The 19336-nt window shown below is 53.1% G+C and carries 14 protein-coding genes; 3 read left to right on the plus strand and 11 right to left on the minus strand.

All coding sequences use genetic code 11. The features are described from left to right. Positions 1 to 257: 257 nt before the first annotated feature. From SD70_RS15545 to SD70_RS15580, 8 genes are all read right to left on the minus strand, one after another. Entirely contained in the window at positions 258 to 5864 is a 5607-nt protein-coding gene (locus SD70_RS15545) for a GH92 family glycosyl hydrolase (RefSeq protein ID WP_052487494.1), read from the minus strand. A 168-nt stretch (positions 5865 to 6032) separates the two neighbouring features. After that, positions 6033 to 6854 (minus strand): carbohydrate ABC transporter permease, encoded by an 822-nt coding sequence (locus tag SD70_RS15550; protein ID WP_041048458.1) that lies wholly within the window; start codon positions 6852 to 6854, stop codon positions 6033 to 6035. Position 6855: 1 nt separating this feature from the next. After that, positions 6856 to 7788 carry a carbohydrate ABC transporter permease gene (locus tag SD70_RS15555; RefSeq protein WP_041048459.1) on the minus strand — a complete coding sequence of 311 codons (933 nt, stop codon included), beginning with the start codon at positions 7786 to 7788 and terminating at the stop codon, positions 6856 to 6858. Positions 7789 to 7848: 60 nt separating this feature from the next. Then, a complete protein-coding gene (locus SD70_RS15560) occupies positions 7849 to 9207 on the minus strand; it encodes an ABC transporter substrate-binding protein (RefSeq protein WP_041048460.1) in 1359 nt (452 codons plus the stop codon). A gap of 74 nt (positions 9208 to 9281) precedes the next feature. Continuing rightward, positions 9282 to 9632 (minus strand): helix-turn-helix transcriptional regulator, encoded by a 351-nt coding sequence (locus SD70_RS15565; protein WP_156158041.1) that lies wholly within the window; start codon positions 9630 to 9632, stop codon positions 9282 to 9284. 20 nt (positions 9633 to 9652) lie between these two features. Next, the gene (locus SD70_RS15570; protein ID WP_041048462.1) at positions 9653 to 10120 is read right to left on the minus strand and encodes a response regulator; all 468 of its coding nucleotides are present in this window, start codon (positions 10118 to 10120) and stop codon (positions 9653 to 9655) included. Next, positions 10117 to 11469: an ABC transporter substrate-binding protein gene (locus tag SD70_RS15575; RefSeq protein WP_041048463.1), complete on the minus strand. Its 1353-nt coding sequence runs from the start codon at positions 11467 to 11469 to the stop codon at positions 10117 to 10119. Before SD70_RS15575 ends, SD70_RS15570 begins: the two co-directional genes overlap by 4 nt. Continuing rightward, on the minus strand, positions 11466 to 13232 hold the full coding sequence (locus tag SD70_RS15580) for a sensor histidine kinase (protein ID WP_041048464.1): 1767 nt from the start codon (positions 13230 to 13232) through the stop codon (positions 11466 to 11468). The genes SD70_RS15575 and SD70_RS15580 overlap by 4 nt, the downstream gene beginning before the upstream one ends. A 295-nt stretch (positions 13233 to 13527) precedes the next feature. Here SD70_RS15580 and SD70_RS15585 point away from each other — a divergent pair, with 295 nt between their 5' ends. Beyond that, positions 13528 to 15342 (plus strand): LTA synthase family protein, encoded by a 1815-nt coding sequence (locus SD70_RS15585; protein WP_041048465.1) that lies wholly within the window; start codon positions 13528 to 13530, stop codon positions 15340 to 15342. 70 nt (positions 15343 to 15412) lie between these two features. Here SD70_RS15585 and SD70_RS15590 read toward each other — a convergent pair whose 3' ends face one another. From SD70_RS15590 to SD70_RS15600, 3 genes are all read right to left on the minus strand, one after another. Continuing rightward, positions 15413 to 16546, minus strand: a complete 1134-nt coding sequence (locus SD70_RS15590) for a glycerate kinase (protein WP_041048466.1) — start codon at positions 16544 to 16546, stop codon at positions 15413 to 15415. A gap of 102 nt (positions 16547 to 16648) precedes the next feature. After that, on the minus strand, positions 16649 to 17827 hold the full coding sequence (locus SD70_RS15595) for an NAD(P)/FAD-dependent oxidoreductase (protein ID WP_041048467.1): 1179 nt from the start codon (positions 17825 to 17827) through the stop codon (positions 16649 to 16651). A gap of 29 nt (positions 17828 to 17856) precedes the next feature. Next, positions 17857 to 18306, minus strand: a complete 450-nt coding sequence (locus SD70_RS15600) for a DUF1641 domain-containing protein (RefSeq protein WP_156158042.1) — start codon at positions 18304 to 18306, stop codon at positions 17857 to 17859. Between the two features lie 466 nt (positions 18307 to 18772). Here SD70_RS15600 and SD70_RS15605 point away from each other — a divergent pair, with 466 nt between their 5' ends. Further along, on the plus strand, positions 18773 to 19003 hold the full coding sequence (locus SD70_RS15605) for a hypothetical protein (RefSeq protein ID WP_041048469.1): 231 nt from the start codon (positions 18773 to 18775) through the stop codon (positions 19001 to 19003). Between the two features lie 56 nt (positions 19004 to 19059). Then, entirely contained in the window at positions 19060 to 19311 is a 252-nt protein-coding gene (locus SD70_RS15610) for a hypothetical protein (protein ID WP_041048470.1), read from the plus strand. Positions 19312 to 19336: the final 25 nt, after the last annotated feature.

Consider the following 19336-nt stretch of genomic DNA (forward strand, 5'->3'; position numbering starts at 1 on the left):
ACGTGATAACAGCTCCTTTGCGGATGATGGTTTGGCAAAAATGCAGTCCTTAGATAAATATGTGAATTGTTTTATATTAATACAAAACGAATATAATTCTAAGCGTTTTCAATGTCAATGTAATTTGATAATATTCCCTGTTCCCTATACTGATTTATAATAATTTAAAACAAACAGGAACGAAAAAACGGAGCATGCGCATTGCTCGCGCAGCTCCGTTTTACCGTTATTGGGCGGAACCAAAAGCAGGGGATCGATCAGTGTTGGGCCAACAAGTACTGGGCATCCCGAAGCAGATAGTTTGCCGCTTGGCTTGAAATATGTTTTCCGCTTTGCGCCTTCACTTCGTTCACAAAATCGGCCACATTGTTCGCTGCCAGTTTAGCTTGCAAGCTGCGCGCTATACCCGCATTATCGATCCAACCGGCACCCGCAAAGCGCGTTACCAATGCCTTCAAGGATTCGATGCTTGCCGTTGTCTGGAAAATTACCGTCTTGCTGCCCACGTTCCCCGCCTGATCGCTTGACGTTACGACCAACGTATGCGAACCGAGCGGCAGCGTATACAGCGGAATTGTCGTCCCTTGCTGCAGCCCGTACACATCCAGCGTTACCGTCGTCTTGCCGCTGTCAACCCCGGACAAGTTATCGTTCACCGTAACGATTGGCGTCATATCCCCGGCGTCGCTAAGCGTTCCGTACACGACTCCGGTAACGGTAATTGTCGGCGCAGTCGCATCCAGATTGAAGCTGACGGTCTTCGCGGCCTCCACATTTCCGGTGTTGTCAGTCGAACGGTAGCTCAATGTATATTTGCCGTCCTGACTGACGGTTACTGCTCCCGTATAGCTTTGCCATGTTGTCCCTCCATCCAGGCTGTACTCCGTTGCAGCCACGCCGGATTCATTGTCAGCCGCCTGGAGACTGACGGTCACCGGGTGCACATACCAGCCGTTCGTTCCGTCCGGCGCAGCCGGAGTCACGCTTGCCGTTGTGACAGGCGGGTTCGTATCCGGAAGACTTTCATCATGCCTGATGTTGATATCGTCGACGTAACCGCGGAAATAACCGCTTTGCCCAGTCGCATTAAAGGAAATGAGGATTTTGTCGACAATTTTCCCGGCAGCGACTTTGCCAATTTGGGCCGAAACCGTGTTCCACGCATCCAACTGAATTTTGCCGCCTTGACCTTGAGCCAGCGGATTCAGTCTGATGCTGTTTTGATCCAATGCATTCAAATCATGCAAATACGTTCCGTCCGTGAACAACAAATCGACTGCAATATAGGCGCTGGTCTTCCTGATTGTCGATGTACTCGATAAGGCGTTCGGTCCTTCAGGGAATATTTTGTACGACAATACCGTTGAAGGCTTAATATCAAAGGCAACATTGAATAATTGATTGTAAGAATAGTTTTCCGACGGATCGGCGGCGTTACCGGAATAGAGCAATGCGTTGGTTTTGTCATAATCCACCACTCCGGGTTTGGATTCCATGCCGCCGATGCTGCAGCAAAATTCGGTTACATTTTTGGAAGCTATTCTGGAGTTGCTCCAATCGGGCGCAAGATCGCCCGGTTCAAAACCGCTGGCGAAATCTGTGCCAGCCGCATATGGCGGTTCGAACTTGGTTAACGCTTTGACGATAACGGTAAACGTTTTAGATTGAGATACGGCGCCTTTGGCCACGGTTGCCGTCAGCGTGACTGCCTTATCGGGATCGCCTGCACGCGGGCGTGCCACCACTTTGCCGGCATTGCTAAGAACAGTTGTATCGGAGCTGCTCCATGCGATCGTAGTTCCCGCCACTCCTGCGGAAGGCAAAGCTACCGCTACCGTTACATTGTTCGTATTGCCCAAATCAAGCGCGGCGATCGCTTTGGCAACAGAGTCCTGATCGCTGATATCGGAACCGAGGAATTCCACTTCCGCTAACGAGGTGGAGGTTCCTCCCCCATTCGCGGTAATTTCCAGTCTATACATTGAGTATTCGGCGTCGCTATTGATTGCGAATGCTCTGGTCTGCTGGCGCCAAGGGAACGTTTCGTTGCTTCTCGTATCCAGCATCGTCCAGCTCTTGCCGTCGTTAGAGCCTTTCACCACCCAGCTCTTCGGATCGGCATTAGAGCTACCCGAAGACGAGGTTAGCGTATACATGCTCACCTTTTCCCTCCCCTTGGTGAATTCATATTGGATCCAAGGAGCGGCGCTGTTGATTGTAGCCGTTGTGCCCGAGTTATTATCAAATAAGCTGTTAAGAGTGGCCGCGGCGGTTCCTTCGCTATCCGTCACTTTCCCTGCGCCTTGCGCGATCAGTTTATCGGTTCTGTCCCGATATGGCCGCGGCACGTCGGTACCTTGCGTAATGGAGATCGGCGCATCGCTGCTGCCGCTTCCCCATGTGGAAGGATTCGGTCCCATATCGAAATCCAAAACGGCTCCGCCCGCAAGATCGGCATGGCTGATGTAGGTTTTGCTGTAACCGATGCCGTTGACTTTCAGGCTTTGCACATATTTATTGTCCATGCTGTTGTTCGGGGCGTTGATGACGATCTTCTTTCCGTTCTCAAGGTTAATCGTCGCTTTCTTGAACAAAGGCGCGCCGATCGCATATTCCGGACTGCCCATTTGCAGCGGATAGAAGCCTAACGAGCTGAAGACGTACCACGCGGACATTTCGCCGTTATCTTCGTCTCCCGAGTAGCCTTGGCCGATTTCGCTGCCGACGTAAAGTCTGGTTAAAGCTTCGCGCACGAGCGCCTGCGTCTTGGAAGGCTTGCCGGCATAATCGTACATATAAATGATGTGATGGGACGGCTGGTTGCTGTGCCCGTAATTCCCCATTCTGACGTCTCTTGCTTCTCTCATTTCATGGATCAAGCCGCCGTACGTTCCCGGGTGCTGCGCCGTTTCCGGCGTGCTGAAAAATTGGTCGAGCTTTTGCGCCAGCTTCTCTTTTCCTCCGTACAAATTGGCCAATCCTTGCCCGTCCTGCGGCGCGTGGAACGCCATGTTCCAGGCGTTTGTTTCCGTATAATCGCCGGAGCCGCCGCCCCAGTCGAGAGGATTGAAATTGCCGGGTGAATTGCGCCATGCGCCGTTCGAATCTTTGCCGTTAAAGAACCCGATATTCGGATTGAACATATTGACGTAGTTTTGCGCACGGTTGATGTAATATTGGTAATCGTTCCTGTAGTTGGCGTTGTAAGGGTCAGTGCTGTCGTTTTTGTCTGCAAGCGCCTTGGCCAAGTTGGCGATGCCGAAGTCGTTGATATATCCGTCCATCGCCCATGACATCGCTTCGCCTAAACCGTTATAGCTCGTGTATCCGTTAAAAACGGACGTGTTCATGCCTTTGCGGCCGACGTTGGCGTTCGGCGGGTTTACCGACGCGTCTTTGATCGCCGCCTGATAAAAGCTTTTGACATCAAAATTGGTGACGCCTTTGAGATAAGCATCCGCAAATGCGACGTCAGCGCTCGTTCCCACCATAATGTTCGCATATCCCGGCGAAGACCATCTGGAGATCCAGCCGCCGTCTTTATACTGCTGCACGAACCCGTCGATCAATTCGCCGGCCATAGCGGGAGTGAGCAAGCTGTATGCCGGCCAGGTCGTCCGGTACGTATCCCAGAAGCCGTTGTTCACGTAAGATTTCCCGTCTACAATTTTCGCGCACGTCTGGACTGCCGTGCTTGTCGAGCAAGTCGTCAGCGGGGTCTGATCCGCATGCTTATAAACCGGAGCCTCGATTGTGCCTGCATTTTCGAACGCCGAGTTCGGCCATAAGAACAGCCGATACATATTCGAGTACAACGTAACAAGCTGATCCTCTGTCGCCCCCTCCACTTGTATGGTGCCAAGCACCTGATCCCACTTGGTTTGGGCCTTCTCTTTGATCGTTTCGAAAGTATCGGCCGGCGAAATTTCCAAGTCCAAATTTTTCTTCGCTTGGTCTACGCCGATCAAAGATGTTGCGATTTTCATCGTTACCGTTTTGTCTGCGGTCGTATCAAACTTGTAATACCGCGATACGTTGGACCCGCCGCCGTTTTTGGACGGATTTCCGCCGGCGGTTGCCGGTTTGTCGAAGGTCGCATAGAAGAACATGCGCGTAGCGCCGTTGGAGTTGCCGCTCTTCTGGTCGGAATACCCTTGGATGGAACCGTCGGCGTTCAATGTAATGCCGCCGCTGTTGCTTTGATTGTCAAAGATCAGATTGGACTCATTGCCCGTAAACGTAAATCTGAACATGGCGGCGTGATCCGTAGGAACGAACTCCGTTTTCATGCCGTTTTCGAAAGTGACGCCGTAGTAGTACGGTTTGGCGATTTCATTGGCATGCTTGAATTCCAACTGACGATCCGTACGGTTCGCGCTGGGGACTCCCGCCGTGTTCGACGGCATCACCTGAAACGTCTGGCGGTCTCCCATCCACGGGCTCGGCTCGTGATTCAAGGCAAATGCCTGGATCGCGGGAAGATTGTTTGCGGTATTTTTTTCGTTATACGTATAGATCCATGAGCTGGAACCCGCGTCGGTCATCGGCGTCCAGAAGTTGAATCCGTGCGGCACGGCTACGGCCGGGACGTTATTCCCTCTGGAGAAAGCGCCGTTCGATTGAGTGCCCCGCAAAATGTCGGCATAATCGGAAAGTCTCGAATATGCTCTCGGGGCCGGATTCCCGTCAATTTTAATGTCGTCTACGGTGGTTTTGAAGGAAGTGCCTGCTGCAGCGGAGGGGTTATCGTAGGCTAAGAGGATGCGCTTGATTGTTTTGCCTGCGGCGACATCGCCTATTTTGGATTTGATGAAATTCCATTGATTGTTATACAGAGCTTTGGAATTCCCTTGCGCCGCCGGATCAAGCTTGAAGCCGTGCTGATCACGCGCTCCGAGATCGTGCAGGTAAGTTCCGTCCGAAAACGCAAGATCCACGGCCGAATAGGTGCTCGTATAATCGGTTTCCGTCGTGCTCGTAAACTGCGGGGCCAAATAATACGAAAGCTCCGTATTCGGCGTCACGTCGATATTGACGTCGTATATTTTGTTGTAGGAGTAGGCCCTCCCGTTCACCAGGTTCGTTCCCGAGAACGTCATCGCCTTTAATCCGCTCCAGCCCGCCCCGTTTTTCGCCGTATACAAACTTGTCGGCCCGTTCGAAATATTCGATTTCATTTCGGCCGGAGGCGGCGGCGGCAATTCGATGCCGTCGGACAGCTGCACTTCTGCCAACTGAATGATGTTATCTCCATTATTCAAGGTGATATCCAGTTTATAATACAAGTAAGCCGTTGCGTTCTGAAAATCGTAGACGTTCGTGACGAACCGGCCGCTGAACGATTGGTTCGTTCGCGTATCGAGCACAGTCCAATTGGACCCGTCGTTCGAACCTTGAAGCGTCCAGTTTTTCGGGTCCCTCCCCGGCGCGTCGTTCGCCGATGTCAACGCATATTTGACGACGGCTCTCGGCACATCGAACTTGAATTGCGCCCAGCTTGTCTTATTGAAATCGAGCCACTTCGTGTTGTTGTTGGAGTCGGTCAAATTCGTCGCGATTTCGTTCGGCGGATTTTCGCCTCTTGCCGTTATTTGCACGACTTTGCTCGAAATGTTGCCGGGGATTCCGGGGTATGGGGTGTTGCCGTCAACCCCCGAAGCCATTTTATTGCCCGAACTATCCGTCTCCGTCGTATTGACCCACGTCGGCTGAGCGTCTCCGGCCTCGAACGAGGTGAAGAAATTCGTCGGCGCCGGGGCGGCATCGGCCCATGCCGTGCCGGCTACGGGAGCGCCCCACAGTCCGGCGAGCATTGCAGAACATGATACCATCGCCATAGATTTGGTAAGCAGGCTCTTTCTCACCCATGCATTCCTCCAATATCAATTTTCTGATAACGCTGTGCAAAATCCGGATGAAATCGCTTACGGATACATCTTATCGAATCGGTGTGTATGTCCACTACGTGGTAAATCTATTATTTATTCCACTTTTGTGATGAGCCCGGCCTTGCGGCCTGCGGCTAACGTATATCAACCTTTGATGGAGCCGGCCAGAAGCCCGCGGATGAAAAAGCGGCTGAGCGAAACGTAGATCAAGAGCGTCGGCAGCGCTGCGAGCAGCGCTCCCGCCATCTGCACGTTCCATTGCACGATTTGGCTGCCGGACAAATTTTGCAAAGCGACCATGATCGGCTGCTGCTTCTGCGTCGTAAGCGTGACGGCGAACAAAAATTCGTTCCAGACGCTGGTGAACTGCCATATGGCGACGACGACGAATCCCGTCACCGACAAAGGCACAATCACATGACGATAAATGCCGAAAAAGCCGCTGCCGTCAATCTTGGCCGCTTCCAGCACTTCCGGTGGCACTCCTACGTAAAAATTGCGGAACATGAGCGTGCAAATCGGAAGCCCGTAAGCGACATGCACCAGAATCAGGCCGGGAATCGAGTTGTACAAACGGATCGACTGCAAAAATTGGATGAGCGGAATGAGAATGCTTTGGTACGGAATGAACATGCCAAAGAGCATGCACGTAAACAAAACGCGGGAGCCCCTGAACGGCCATTTCGATAAAATATACCCGTTCATCGACCCGAGCAGCGCCGAAAGCAGTGTGGCCGGCACGGCCAGCAGGAAGCTGTTCGTCAAATTGGGGATAAGCTTGCGAAACGCTTCTTTATATCCGTACCAGTCGAGATGGCTGGGCAAAGCCCACATTTTGTCTAGAGTGACTTCGCTCAAGTCTTTCACGCTGGTAACGAGCAGCACGTAGACGGGGATCAGATAGACGATGGCCAGAACGGCTAAAATGACGTAGAGAAGCGCACGATTGAAGCGCCGCAAGGTCATGTCACATCTTCTCCTTTCGCATGCTTGAGACCAAGTAAGGAACGATAAACAAGGACACCATCAGCAGCATAATGACGGAAATGCTCGCGCCTTGGGCATAGTTGTTGCCCCGGAACGTCGTCTCGAACATATACACCCCCGGAACATCCGTCACAAACATGGCGCCTGGCCCGGTCATCGCGTAGATCAAGTCGAAAATTTTGAGCGAAATATGGGCCAAAATAATAATCAAGCTCATGGAAATCGGCCTCAGCTGCGGAATGATCACTTTGCGGATCAATTTCCACTCGCCCGCTCCGTCGACTTTGGCCGCCTCCCGCAAATCGTCGGAGATGCCGCGAAGGCCGGCCAAATACATAGCCATGGCGAAACCGGACATTTGCCAGACCGCGGCGATAGCGACGGCTATGATGGCGACCGGCAGGCCAAACTCAATTTGTCCTAATTGGATGCGGGGGATAATATTCGTGCTTGTATACCACTGGGGAACATCGGCGATGCCGAGCGCCTTCAAAATAAGGTTAACACCTGTCGTCGGATTTAAGATCCACTGCCAGATGACACCCGTGACGATAAACGATAGCGCCATCGGGAAAATAAACACATTGCGGAAAAACGTTTCCCCCCGCACTTTGCGATCCACCATAAGCGCCAAAAATAGGCCGATGACCATCGTTACGGCGATAAACATGATCGTAAACATCAGCGTGTTGCGCATGTCGGACTGGAACCGAAAATCCTGAAACAGCAGCGCATAGTTGCTGAAGCCGACGAGTTTCATGTTTTTCACCATCGACTTCCAGGCGGTGAACGATACGAATCCGGTCCAGGCGATAAAGCCGTAAACAAAAATGCCGATCAACACCAAAGACGGAATCAGCATCAGGACGGGAATCCATCTTTCCGATTTCCGGACGCTGCGTGATGCGTTCATGTATGACCCACACCCCTGAAAATAGGGTCAGATGCCGAGTCCGCCATCTGACCCTATCGCTTATTTTTTAATGCCGTTCGCTTCTGCAGCTTGCTTGAGCGATTTCAACGCTTGATCGACGTTGCCTTGCGTGACAAAAATATTGATGATTTGGTTGGCTTGCGTCGCGAAGCCTTCGATGGCGGCTGAACCGTGCGCCAAGCTTGGAGTCAGCTTGCTTTTCTTGAAGTCTTCGATTGTCGCTTTGCCGTAAACGTCGTATTTGGAAACGTCGGCATCGATACGGGCCGGAATCGAGCCCTTTAACGGATTAAACACGTCTTGCCCTTCGACGGAGCCGAGAACTTTCAGCCATTCTTTGGCGCTCGCCTGGTCCTTGGAATCTTTGGGCAGTGCGAACGTGTCGGTAATGACCATGAAGTCTCCGCCCGTATTCGGTGTCGTTACCCAGCCGAAATCTTCGTTCGGCTTCAGCTTCAGATCGGTCGTGAAGTACCCTTTCGCCCAGTCCCCCATCACGTTCATCGCCGCTTCGCCTTTGGCGACAAGCTGTGCGGCATCTTGCCAGTTGCGGGCGGCATGATCTTTATTGACGTAAGCCAGCGTTTTCTTGAACGTTTCCAAAGCGTCTTTAACCTTGGCGTCATCGAACGCCAGATTGCCGGTCCACAGCTTGTTATAGTCGTCTGGCCCCAGCTTGCCGAGCAGGATGTTTTCAAACAGCATCGTCGCTGCCCAAGGCTCCTTATCCCCAAGCGCCAGTGGCGTTACCCCTTTAGCCTTCAATGCGTCTGCCGCCGCAAAAAATTCATCGAACGTCGCAGGCGCTTTCACACCGTTATTATCGAATATTTTCTTGTTGTAGAAAATCACGTTGCCGCGATGAATGTTGACCGGAACGGAGTAAATATTGCCGTCCTTGCTGACCAGATCAAGCAAATCTTTCGGGAATTTGCTTTTCCAGCCCTGCTGATCGTACAAATCGTTGAGCGGGCTCACTTTGCCGGCAGCCACCCAGCCCGTATTCAGCTCGGCGCCGCCGTGTACTTGGAACGCGGATGGCGGATCTCCGCCCTGCATCCGGCTCGCGAGTACCGCTTTCGCGTTAGTGCCCGCTCCGCCTGCTACCGCTGCGTTGATGACTTCGATGTCGGGATGTTTTTCTTTGAACAGTTTGATGAGGCCTTGCAAGCCCGCTTCTTCGCCGGCACCTGTCCACCAGCTGAAAATTTCCACTTTGCCGCCGCTTGCCGCCGGTTTGGCTGCGGGCGCCGGAGCCGGCTTGTTCTCGGTTGCCGCCGGAGCGGTCGGCGTCTTGTTCTCGCTCGGAGCCTGTGCCGGCGCCTGCCCTCCGCATGCCGACAGCATCAAGCTGGTAACGGTTAAAGCCGAAATGATGACACCGAATTTACGTTTCACTTTGCTTCCCCTTTCGCTTGTTCGAGCTTTGGAATCGCTTTCAATACCAATTGTAAGCGAAAGGAAAATCCGGGTTAACGAGGCAAATCTATCTTTTCTTCCACTTTTTTAACCATCCTGCGCTTTCCATCCGTCAAATGGCGTGGTGTTTGCGATAGTCCCCCCGGCGACATTCCCGTCTGCTTGTGAAACCATTCGCTAAAGTAACGGGGATTCGGATAGCCAACCGCGTCGCCGATCTGATAAATCTTCAACGTACTCGATTTCAACAGCTCCATCGCTTTCTCCATCCGCATATCGGACAAGTAATCGCTGAACGATCTCCCCGTCTCCTGCCGGAACAGCCGGCTTAAATAATTCGGCGTCACGCATAATTCCTCGGCAAGTTCGGAAAGATGAAGTTCATCGGCAAATTTTGAACTCATGACGCTCAGAGCCTTTTTGATCAAATAGGAGGCCGGTTCTCGATTTTGTCCGCGCTTGCCTCTTCCTGCGAGGAAGCTGCCCCGTCTTCCCCGAACGCCTTTGCTTTCGCGAGCGCTGCTTCGATCTCCTCCACATCCGACGGCTTCAGCAAATAGTCGACCGCCCCGAGCCGCAGCGCCTCCTGCGCATACTTGAAATCTCCGAATCCGCTCAAAAAAATGGCTTTGATGCGCGACAGCGGCTTGTGCTCTTTCGCCAGCTCTTTAATGGTCGCCACAAGCTCCAACCCCGTCATGTTCGGCATACGAATGTCCGACAACAAAATGTCCACAGGATTTTCCCTTATATAATCGATCGCCTCGACCCCGTCTTCAAATACTTGGACCAATTGAATGCCGAGACGGTCCCAGCCGATATGTTTGCTCAAACCGTCGCGAATCCAGGCTTCGTCGTCAATAATAATGGCCCGGCAAATCGATGCGTTCATGGATTGTTCCCCATCCTTTCCGGTACTTTCACAGAAATATGCGCCGACAGGTTGCGCAATTCCGCTGCGGCATCTTGAAAAGCGTCCGAAGGGCTGGCAAACAACGTTAAAATTTTGGCCAGCGCATTCTCCTGTACTTCTGCCATCGCCGGATAATAAATAAGCGACGGCTCGCTCCTCGCGATGGTCAAGCTTTTCAGAATCAAGGCAAAATCCGGCCTGCTCTCGCGAAACTCAGGAGCGCTCAAGATGGAACGTCTCGCGGGAATACCGCCGTTTCTGGCATAAATCATTCCGCCTTGTTTGCCGGTGGCGAACTCGACAAATTTCCAGGCACCCAGCTGATTCGTGGAGCTTGCATTAATGGATAGCGTCCAGCCATGTTGAAACGGGATGCGGCGCACCTGCCCGGTTTCATCGCGAACGCCGGGAATGAGCGCAATCCGGATATGGTCTTTGTGCGGCGAGCTGCTTTGCGCAATCATCGGATAGGCGGAATTCCAATAAGGAGCGGCCATCGCCACATCGCCGTTGATCAGCGCATCGCGGGTTCTTGCAAAGTCCCATGACATCAAATCGCCGGGAACAACGCTCTCCCGCATCAATTTTTCCAAATATTCGCCGCTTTGAATCGATTCCTTCGAATCAAACAGCACCTGGCCGTCGTCCCCTATAATGTTGCCGCCGAACGACCATAGAATCGAATCGAAAATTTTTTCGCGCTCCTCCGGCACGACGGCAGGCATGACGAGCCCCCAGCGGGTGGGCGAATTCCGATGAATGCCCGCGGTAAATGTTTTTGCGATCTCATACAGCTCGTCCCACGTTTCCGGCGGTTTCGGAATTAAATCGCTGCGGTAATACAGAAAATGAGTGCTGATATCGGTCGGCAGCGCATAGATGCTCCCGTTGTACCGGTATACGGATAGAAAATCGTCAATGTCAACCGGTTCCCCGGAAGCCGAGCCGCTCATGGCAATGTAACGATCAAGCGGCAAAATGGCTTTGGAAGATGCGAACTGAGCGATCGACGTGCTTGGCATCAAAACGACATCGAACGTATTCGAGCCGGCAAAAAGCTGGGTGCCGACGGCGGTAAAATAGCTGTCTCGGCCTACTTCAATAAATTGGACCTTGATGCCCGTCTCCTGCTCGAAAGGCTGGGCAATTTGCCGCAGAGCGGCAGACTCCGTTCCCGTGCGGATCAGCACTTTGACGACAGCTTCGGCCTTAGGCGCAGTCGAAGCGTCGATCATATCCCGGCTTAGCAGCACGAAGCCTGTCACAGCCCACAGGACCAGGAGGGAAAAAGCCGCCGCCATGAGCGTGTTCAGTTTGAAGCGGTTCATCCTGCGACCTCCGTTCGAAACGGAATATAGACGAGCACAAGCGCCCCTTCCCTCTGGGACGGAGAAAAGCGGATGCCGTATTCGGGGCCAAACGCCATCTTGATTCGTTGGTCCACGTTCCGCATCCCCAAATGCTCGCTGGAATCTGGGCTCTGCAAAAGCTTCTTTGCTTTTTCGATATCGATACCGTTTCCCGTATTGAAGACGGATAAGACGACCCGGTCTCCCTCTTTGGTTACATTAACGGATACTTTGCCGCCTTTGGACATTTTGGCGATGCCGTGCTCCAACGCATTTTCCACCAGCGGCTGCAAAATGAGCGGCATTACCAACGCATTTTTCAGAGAAGGGTCCATTTGAATGTCGTACTCCAGCTTGTCCTTGTAGCGGAACGACTGGATCTGCAAATAATTTTCCACATGATCGAGTTCCTTCTTCATGCTCGTCCATTCTTGGCCGGAATGGAGCGTGAACCGGAAAAAACGCCCCAGCGCCGTGACCAGCTTGCTGATCGAATCGGCCTCGTATTCTTTGGACATCCAATAAATCGTATCCAGCGTGTTGTACAAGAAGTGGGGCTGAATTTGCATTTGCATCGCCTGCAGCAGTGCATCCCGTTTTTCTTTTTGCTGCACTTCGTTATCGCGCAAAAGCTGTTGAATGCGCTCGCGCAAACGGTTGAAGTTCCTCTGCAAAATGCTGATTTCCCGGATGGAGCCGACGTTTTCCCGCATATGCAAATTATCGATCGAAGTCGTCGACATCAACCGTGCCAAATGGATCACCGGCCTGGAAATCGCCATGGCTAGCAGGACGGAGACAATGACAAAGATCAGGGTGCCGAGTCCGGCGATAATGATCAAATACTGCAAAATCCGCTGATTGGGGACGACCAGTTCGCGCAAAGGGACAACGGCCGACATTTGCCAGCCGCTTGTCGAGGACGTATTGTAAGCAAGCAGCCACTTGGAATCCACCACCTGAATGCCTTGGCCTTGCTTGTGCAGCTTGCGGATCGTCTCCTTCATGGCGGGATTTTCAAACAGGGCGGAATCCTGTTGGTAAATGACGTCGCCGCCCGCATCCGAAATCATGAAAGAGCCGGTCGAACCGATGTGCACGTTGCCGACGATTTCGCTAATAAACCGGTCATTGAGCTGCACGAACAAATATGCTCTGAGCTGCGAGGTATTGCTGTCATTCAGCTTGCGAACGGCCGTAACCGACTCCCGGATCGGGGTCTGAAACCCTTCCTGCGAACGAAAGATCGCCCATTTGTCGCTGAACCAGTTCATCTTTAGCGGCTGGTTCTCCAGCTGATCCACAATGTAGCGAAAATGGCCGGACTCGATTTGGTCAAACGAATAAAAGAGCTTGTTGGTCGAAAGCACTTGCTGATTCGCGGTAATTAAATAGATGTCGCGGATGTGGTCGAGCCGGCCGCGAAACAAGTACATGTACATCATATCCCGGAACTTCTGGTTCGCTTGAAACAGCTGATACGCGGATTCAAGCGGACTGTCCAAAAAATCGAGCGATTGCTGATAGAGCAAAGGCCAGGTCAGGCGGTCGATCTCGGCCAGATTGGCATCCAAAGCCCTTTGTGTCTGTTCGACGGTTTGCAGCAAATATTGGCTGACCTGTTTTTGCGATATTTCATTTTCCTTCTTGTAAGTAATAACGGCCACAGTCAACGGAAAGATCATGAGCAGCAAAAAAACGGATAATAGCAACGAGCGGATCGAAATCATCCTATTGAACATGAGGCACAGCATCTCTTCCTCTCGGCAACTTGTATGCGCTTTCGAAAATATATTAACAGTTGTTGGAACTTCGTGGAAGAACCTTTTGTTCCAAAAGCTGGATTTGCGTATCGAAAAAACCTCCCTGCGAAGACAGTATGATAATGGACCCTTTTCCGTGGAATACTAAGGGCCACAGCAACAAACACGGATACGGACTTTCAGACAACGCTCAGGAAACATTCATGTGCGATTAAGGTTAAGCCGTTACACTTGTTTCATTCGCTTGCGAGCAATTCAGAAAGGAGGAAGGTTCGTGAAAAAACTCGGGGCTTTAGGCCCTCTGTTATGGACCGCCTTAACCGCCAATTTGTTAGCCTTATCCATTCAGTATGTTTCATTAAAGCCTTACGGGATCAGCTTATTGTACTGGGTGAACGCGCACAAAGACCTCTATGCCCTCTCGGCCGGCATTTTGTTTTGCATTTTGCTTGGCTTCGGGGCGCTCGTGAACAATTATTATTTCGCCATCATCGTGTTTACGGCGCTTATCGGAGCGCTCGATTTCGGCCAATACCATAAGCTGCGAATTCTCGGAGAGCCTATTTATCCGTGGGACTTGAACCAATTGAAAAATATGAAAGAGATGCTTCAAATCGTCCGCAATATGGTTTCTCCGGGCCTTCTTATCGCCGCCGCTCTGCTCGTCGTCATCGCGCTCGCCGCGACGTTCCGCATCCCGCGGAAGCGGCTCAAGCTCCCGCTGCGCGCGGCGTTTCTGACGATCGCGGTGCTGGTCGTGTTCGCCTGCACCCATTTGCAAAACTCCGCTTTTGCCAAGCCTTTGGAGAAACTCGGCGCGGCCGACTACCATTGGAATCAGCAGCAAAACTATTTGGAAAACGGCTTTATGCTCGCTTTCCTGGACAATCTCGGAGCGAAGATGCAAAATCAGCCTGCCGATTATTCGGAAGCGGCGATGGCGCAAATTGTGCAAAAATACGGGCAAACTACAAATGCGTCTGCGACAGCCAGTGGGACGCAGGAGCAGCCGAACATCGTTTACGTGATGGACGAATCGCTGTTTGACCCGACCCGTCTGACCGGCATAACGTTTAGCGAAGATCCGATGGCGAATTTTCACGAATACCAGAATACGTATGCAACCGGCTACAGCTTGTCGCCGACGTTCGGCGGAGGCACGTCGAATGTTGAATTCGAAGCGCTGACCGGCCTGAACATGTCGTTCATGAACGAGGGCGCCGTCCCTTACCAGCAAATACTGGCCAAAAAGAACTCGTTCCCGTCGCTGGTTAGTATGCTCAAATCGCGCGGGTACGAAACGACAGCCGTGCACCCGTTCGACAAAACGTTTTACAACCGCAATCGCGTCTATCCCGTGCTCGGCTTCGATCAGTTCATCAGCCAGGACGATATCAAATATAAGGACAAACTGAGCCCTAACGGTTACATTTCCGACATGTCCGCCGTGAAGCAAGTCGTCGACGTGCTGAATTCGGGCGATCAGCCCCATTTCGTCCACTTGGTCACGATGCAAAATCATTTGCCGATCGCGGAAGGAATGAACGGCCCCAATACGATTCAAGTGTCCGGGCTGTCCGGCAGCGGCCAAACGGAAATGGAGAGCTATGCGCAAAGCGTCAAGGAGACGGATAAAGCCGTGCAATATTTGGTGGACTCGATCCAGCAGCTGAAAAGGCCGACCATTGTCGTCGTTTTCGGAGATCATCTCCCCGCCTTGCAGGATCAAACGTATGCCGACCATTTGAGCGCCGCGACGCCGGAGCAAAAACAGCAGTTTCTGCACGAGACGCCTCTGCTCATAGCGGCTAATTACCCGCTCCAGGACAAAAATCTCGGCACGATCGCGCCCTCTTTCTTCGGCCCGCTCGTGTTCGAGTTGACCGGCCAGCAGCTGCCGCCTTATTACCAGCTTCTGGACAACGTGCGGAAGCAGCTCCCCGGCATTGGTCCGAACTTGTACGTGGATGCCAATAACGTAGCGTCACTGAGCCTCAATGACGAACAAAAACAGCTGCTCCACGATTACGAACTGGTGCAGTACGATTTGCTGTACGGCCGCGGCTACGCCGCCTCGCTGCTAAAGTGATAAACGGCGCATGAAAAAGAAGCCGAAGGGTGCATGGAGCCCCCTTCGGCTTCTTTTTGCAGCTATTCGTTTATAGCTTTATTCGGTAAATGCGAATCGCCTGTTCGGCTGCTTGCTCCAGCAGCGGCCCCGCTTGCGCCATCGCTTCGTCGAGCGTCATCGGCCTGTTGACGATGCTGAGAACGGCGGACACTCCGTGCTCGTACAAGCTTTCAATTCCTTTGCCGACAGAGCCGGCGAGAATGACGACAGGGACATTGTAGCTTCTGGCGACATGAGCGACTCCGCACGGCGTTTTGCCCCTCGCCGTCTGGAAATCGACCTGGCCCTCGCCGGTAATGACCAGGTCGGCTTTCGCTATGGCCGCTTCCAGTCCCGTCTCCCGGATGACGATCGATACTCCCGATTCCAGCTTGCCGTTCATAAACGCCACGATTCCGCCCGACAACCCGCCCGCGGCGCCGGTGCCCGGCATATTGTGGATCGAGATCCCGCGTGTCTGTTCGATCACATCGGCAAAACGCCGCAGCCCTTCGTCCAGCTCCCGCACCATGTCCGGACTGGCACCCTTTTGCGGACCAAACACTTCCGAAGCGCCGCTCGGGCCGACGAACGGATTGTCCACATCGCACGCGACGACAAAGCTGCTTTCCACAAGCCGCGAATCCAGCCCGGATGTGCGGATATGGGCGAGCCTGCCGAGCTGTCCCCCGCCGAAGCCGAGCGGGTTCCCTTCCTCGTCCAGCAGATCGGCGCCGAGCGCCTGCAGCATGCCGGCGCCGCCGTCGTTCGTCGCGCTGCCGCCCAAACCGAGAATAAACTTGCGGCACCCTTGATCCAGAGCCGCCGCAATGAGCTGGCCGAAGCCGTATGTAGAGGTCAAGAGCGGATTGCGCTCCTGCTTGTCAATTAAGTACAAGCCCGACGACATCGCCACTTCGATAACGCATGTGCTGCCGTCCCCGAGAATGCCGAACCCGGACTTGATATCCCGGCCGAGAGGGTTTTTGACGACGGCTTCGACGAATCGGCCCCCCGTCGCATCAATCAGGCACTGCATCGTGCCTTCCCCGCCGTCCGCCATCGGAATGACGGTGGCAACGCTCTCGGGCAGCGCCCGCTTAACTCCTGCAGCGACCGCCAAGCCGACTTCCTTTGCCGTCAAACTCCCTTTAAACGAATCCGGAGCAATCACGATATTCACAATGGCATCTCTCCTTTTGTGGTACCGGCTTTTGCAATCGCTTCCTATGCAAAACAGCGCCAATCCCGCATAGCCGGGACCAGCGCCGTACACTCCTGATGTTTAATAGGCGAGGGCAAACAAGCCTTTGATGTGCGAAAGGTAACGGGCGTTGCTCGCTTTTTTCATAAGGGAGGCCGGCAAGCCTTTCAATTCGATGCCGCTTTCGCCCACAGAGCCGATGCCGTCTTTGCGGCCAAGGCTGGCAAGCGTTCCGGAGAACACCGGCTCGAACTGTTCCATGCGAGTGCCACGGAAATAGGCGGCAATGTTGGCACCGCTGGTTTCGCCCATCTGCCAAGCGAGCTGCGCCGTCGGAGGATAAGGTCTGCCTTCCGGTCCAAATACGACCGCACAATCTCCTGCGAGAAAGACGTCGGGATGAGAAACGGATTGTAAATACGAGTTGACGGTGGCACGGCCGCGGTTCACTTCGACGCCGGAGTTCGCTACAAGCGAGCTGCCCTGGACGCCGCCTGTCCATACCAAAGTATTCGTATTTATAGTCGTGCCGTCTTTCAGAGTTACGGTCGAGCCGTTCACCTCGGTAATCGGCAACCCGGTCAAGAACCGGACCCCGCGCTTTTCCAGGCTCGCCGTCGCACGCTCGATCAAGTCCGTGGAGAAAATCGGCAAAATGGTCGGCATCGCTTCAACCAAATAAAGCGAGACGTCGGCAAAATCGACGCCGTAGGTGCGGCAAATGCCCGGCAGCTCGTCGGCAAGCTCGCCCACGAGCTCCACGCCGGTCAAACCGCCGCCGCCGATAACGAACGTGGCGTCGGCTTTATTTTTCGTGTTGCTGTATTCGCGAATACGTTCGACGACATGGGCATAAATCTTTTTCGCATCCGCCACCGATTTGAGCGTCAGGCTGTTCTCCTGCAGCCCCGGAATGCCGAAGAAATTCGTTTCGCTGCCCAGAGCAAGGACGAGAGCGTCGTACGTATACGATTCGCCCGACTCCAGCGACACTTTGCGTCCGGCCACGTCGATGTTTTGAACGGAGCCGACTTTTACGTTGATGTTCTGGCCTTTCAGCAATTTGTCGAGCGGCAAAGCCACGGCTTGCTCGGACACGTTCCCGGCAGCGAGACGATGCAGCTCCGTGACGATTTGATGCGATGCCACCCGGTTAATGACAGTAATGCTGGCTTCTTGAACGGATAAATGCGCGCGTGCCGAAATGGCGCTCAGCAAGCCGCCATAACCGCCGCCTAAAATCAAAATTTGTTTGCTCACGTTCGTCCCTCCACTCTCCAAGCTTAATCTTACTGCTTCTTTCTTTCGGCCACGATGTCAAGATACGCCTGGCCGAAACGAAGCATTCTTTGCAGCTCCGGATCTTTGAGCAGCTTCAGCATCCCGAACAGGCCGATCGTCGCTTCGCTCTGTTCGGCCCGGTCATTCGCTTCGATGACAGCGGACGCGATGCCTTTTGCCTTTTCCTCCAGCGGCTTGACCACTTCCTTGAAGCCCCCCACGATGTCCTGGATGAGCACGCGGTCCGAGGCGACTTGCTGCGCCAAGTCATAAGTCTTCGTCAGCAGGCTCATCATTTCGGCAAGCTTCGGCAGTTGCTCCACGAGCTGCGTCAACGCTTCCTGCACTTCCGGCTGCAACAATTGATCCAGCACGTCCGGCTTAATGACCCGTTGTTCAGCGGAGGACTGCTCAGCTGCATTCGGAATAGTTGCTTCTACCATTGTACGTTCCTCCATCCTCAAAATTAGTAACTGCATCGCCAGCAGAGGAGAACCGTCATCGACGCTGCGAATGATTTAGTGAAATTATTCACATAGTTGCTCCTAATCCCATTATACACCTAAATGGCCGTTACACAACATTGAAGTTGCGGAAAATCTCCAGGCTGTCCAAGAAAGTATGGCTGCGCTGCGGACCTATGAATGTGGGTCTCCGGCTTCCTTAAAACTCGAGTTCCCTCGAATTATAAAACTTGGCGGGAACACGAGTGCAAAGGCTGATGCTTACGAAGCGAGTTTTGCTGCGCAAAGCTTGCCGCTCTCCGCCCCGCTTTTCCGTCCTCCGCTCGCCTTTCTCGGGCAGCCTGGAATCTCTCGCTTAATCTTCTAAATTTCCGCGTTTGATAGAGTTATGTTTGTCTTGTACGAAAACGAGATTCATAGAATAGATTATACTAACCAAAACCAAGGAGGTGAGAATCGTATGAGTTTCGACGGATCTCCTCTTATATTCCTGAATGGAGTTTCGATTGGCACGATGGTCACCATTCAATTCGATGGCGGCGGCGTTGCCGGTGTGTGGCGCGGAAGATTTCAAGGCTTTGACGGGCGCGGTAACGCTCTCTTCACACGACTTACTTCCTTTACTACGGGACGGGTATTGCCCGGTATTACGAGAATACCGATCCACAGAATCAACGCTGTCAGCGTCTAATGAACGATAGAGGAAGACGGGGGACCCGGTCTTCCTCTTTTCATAGGAGTGATTATATGAACGACAATTCTGCTCAAACTTCGCCGGTTGCCGCGCTGCGCAGCCTGGAGGCGGGCACTCCGGTGCTGATCAAGTTCGACGACGGGGATTGGCATGGCATCTGGGAAGGCTTCGATAGCGACGGCTGCGTCCTGATAAGAGATTTAAAGGCTGTTCATTCGGACGAAACCGTTTTTATCTCGGGGATTACGCGTATTGTCCCGGATCGGGTACAAGACGTCAGCGCTAACGTGGACAATGACCAATAAGCATTAAAAAGCGCTGGCCGCGAGC

Origin of the sequence: Gordoniibacillus kamchatkensis (genome assembly GCF_000829455.1) — a bacterium.
Classification (GTDB): domain Bacteria; phylum Bacillota; class Bacilli; order Paenibacillales; family NBRC-103111; genus Gordoniibacillus; species Gordoniibacillus kamchatkensis.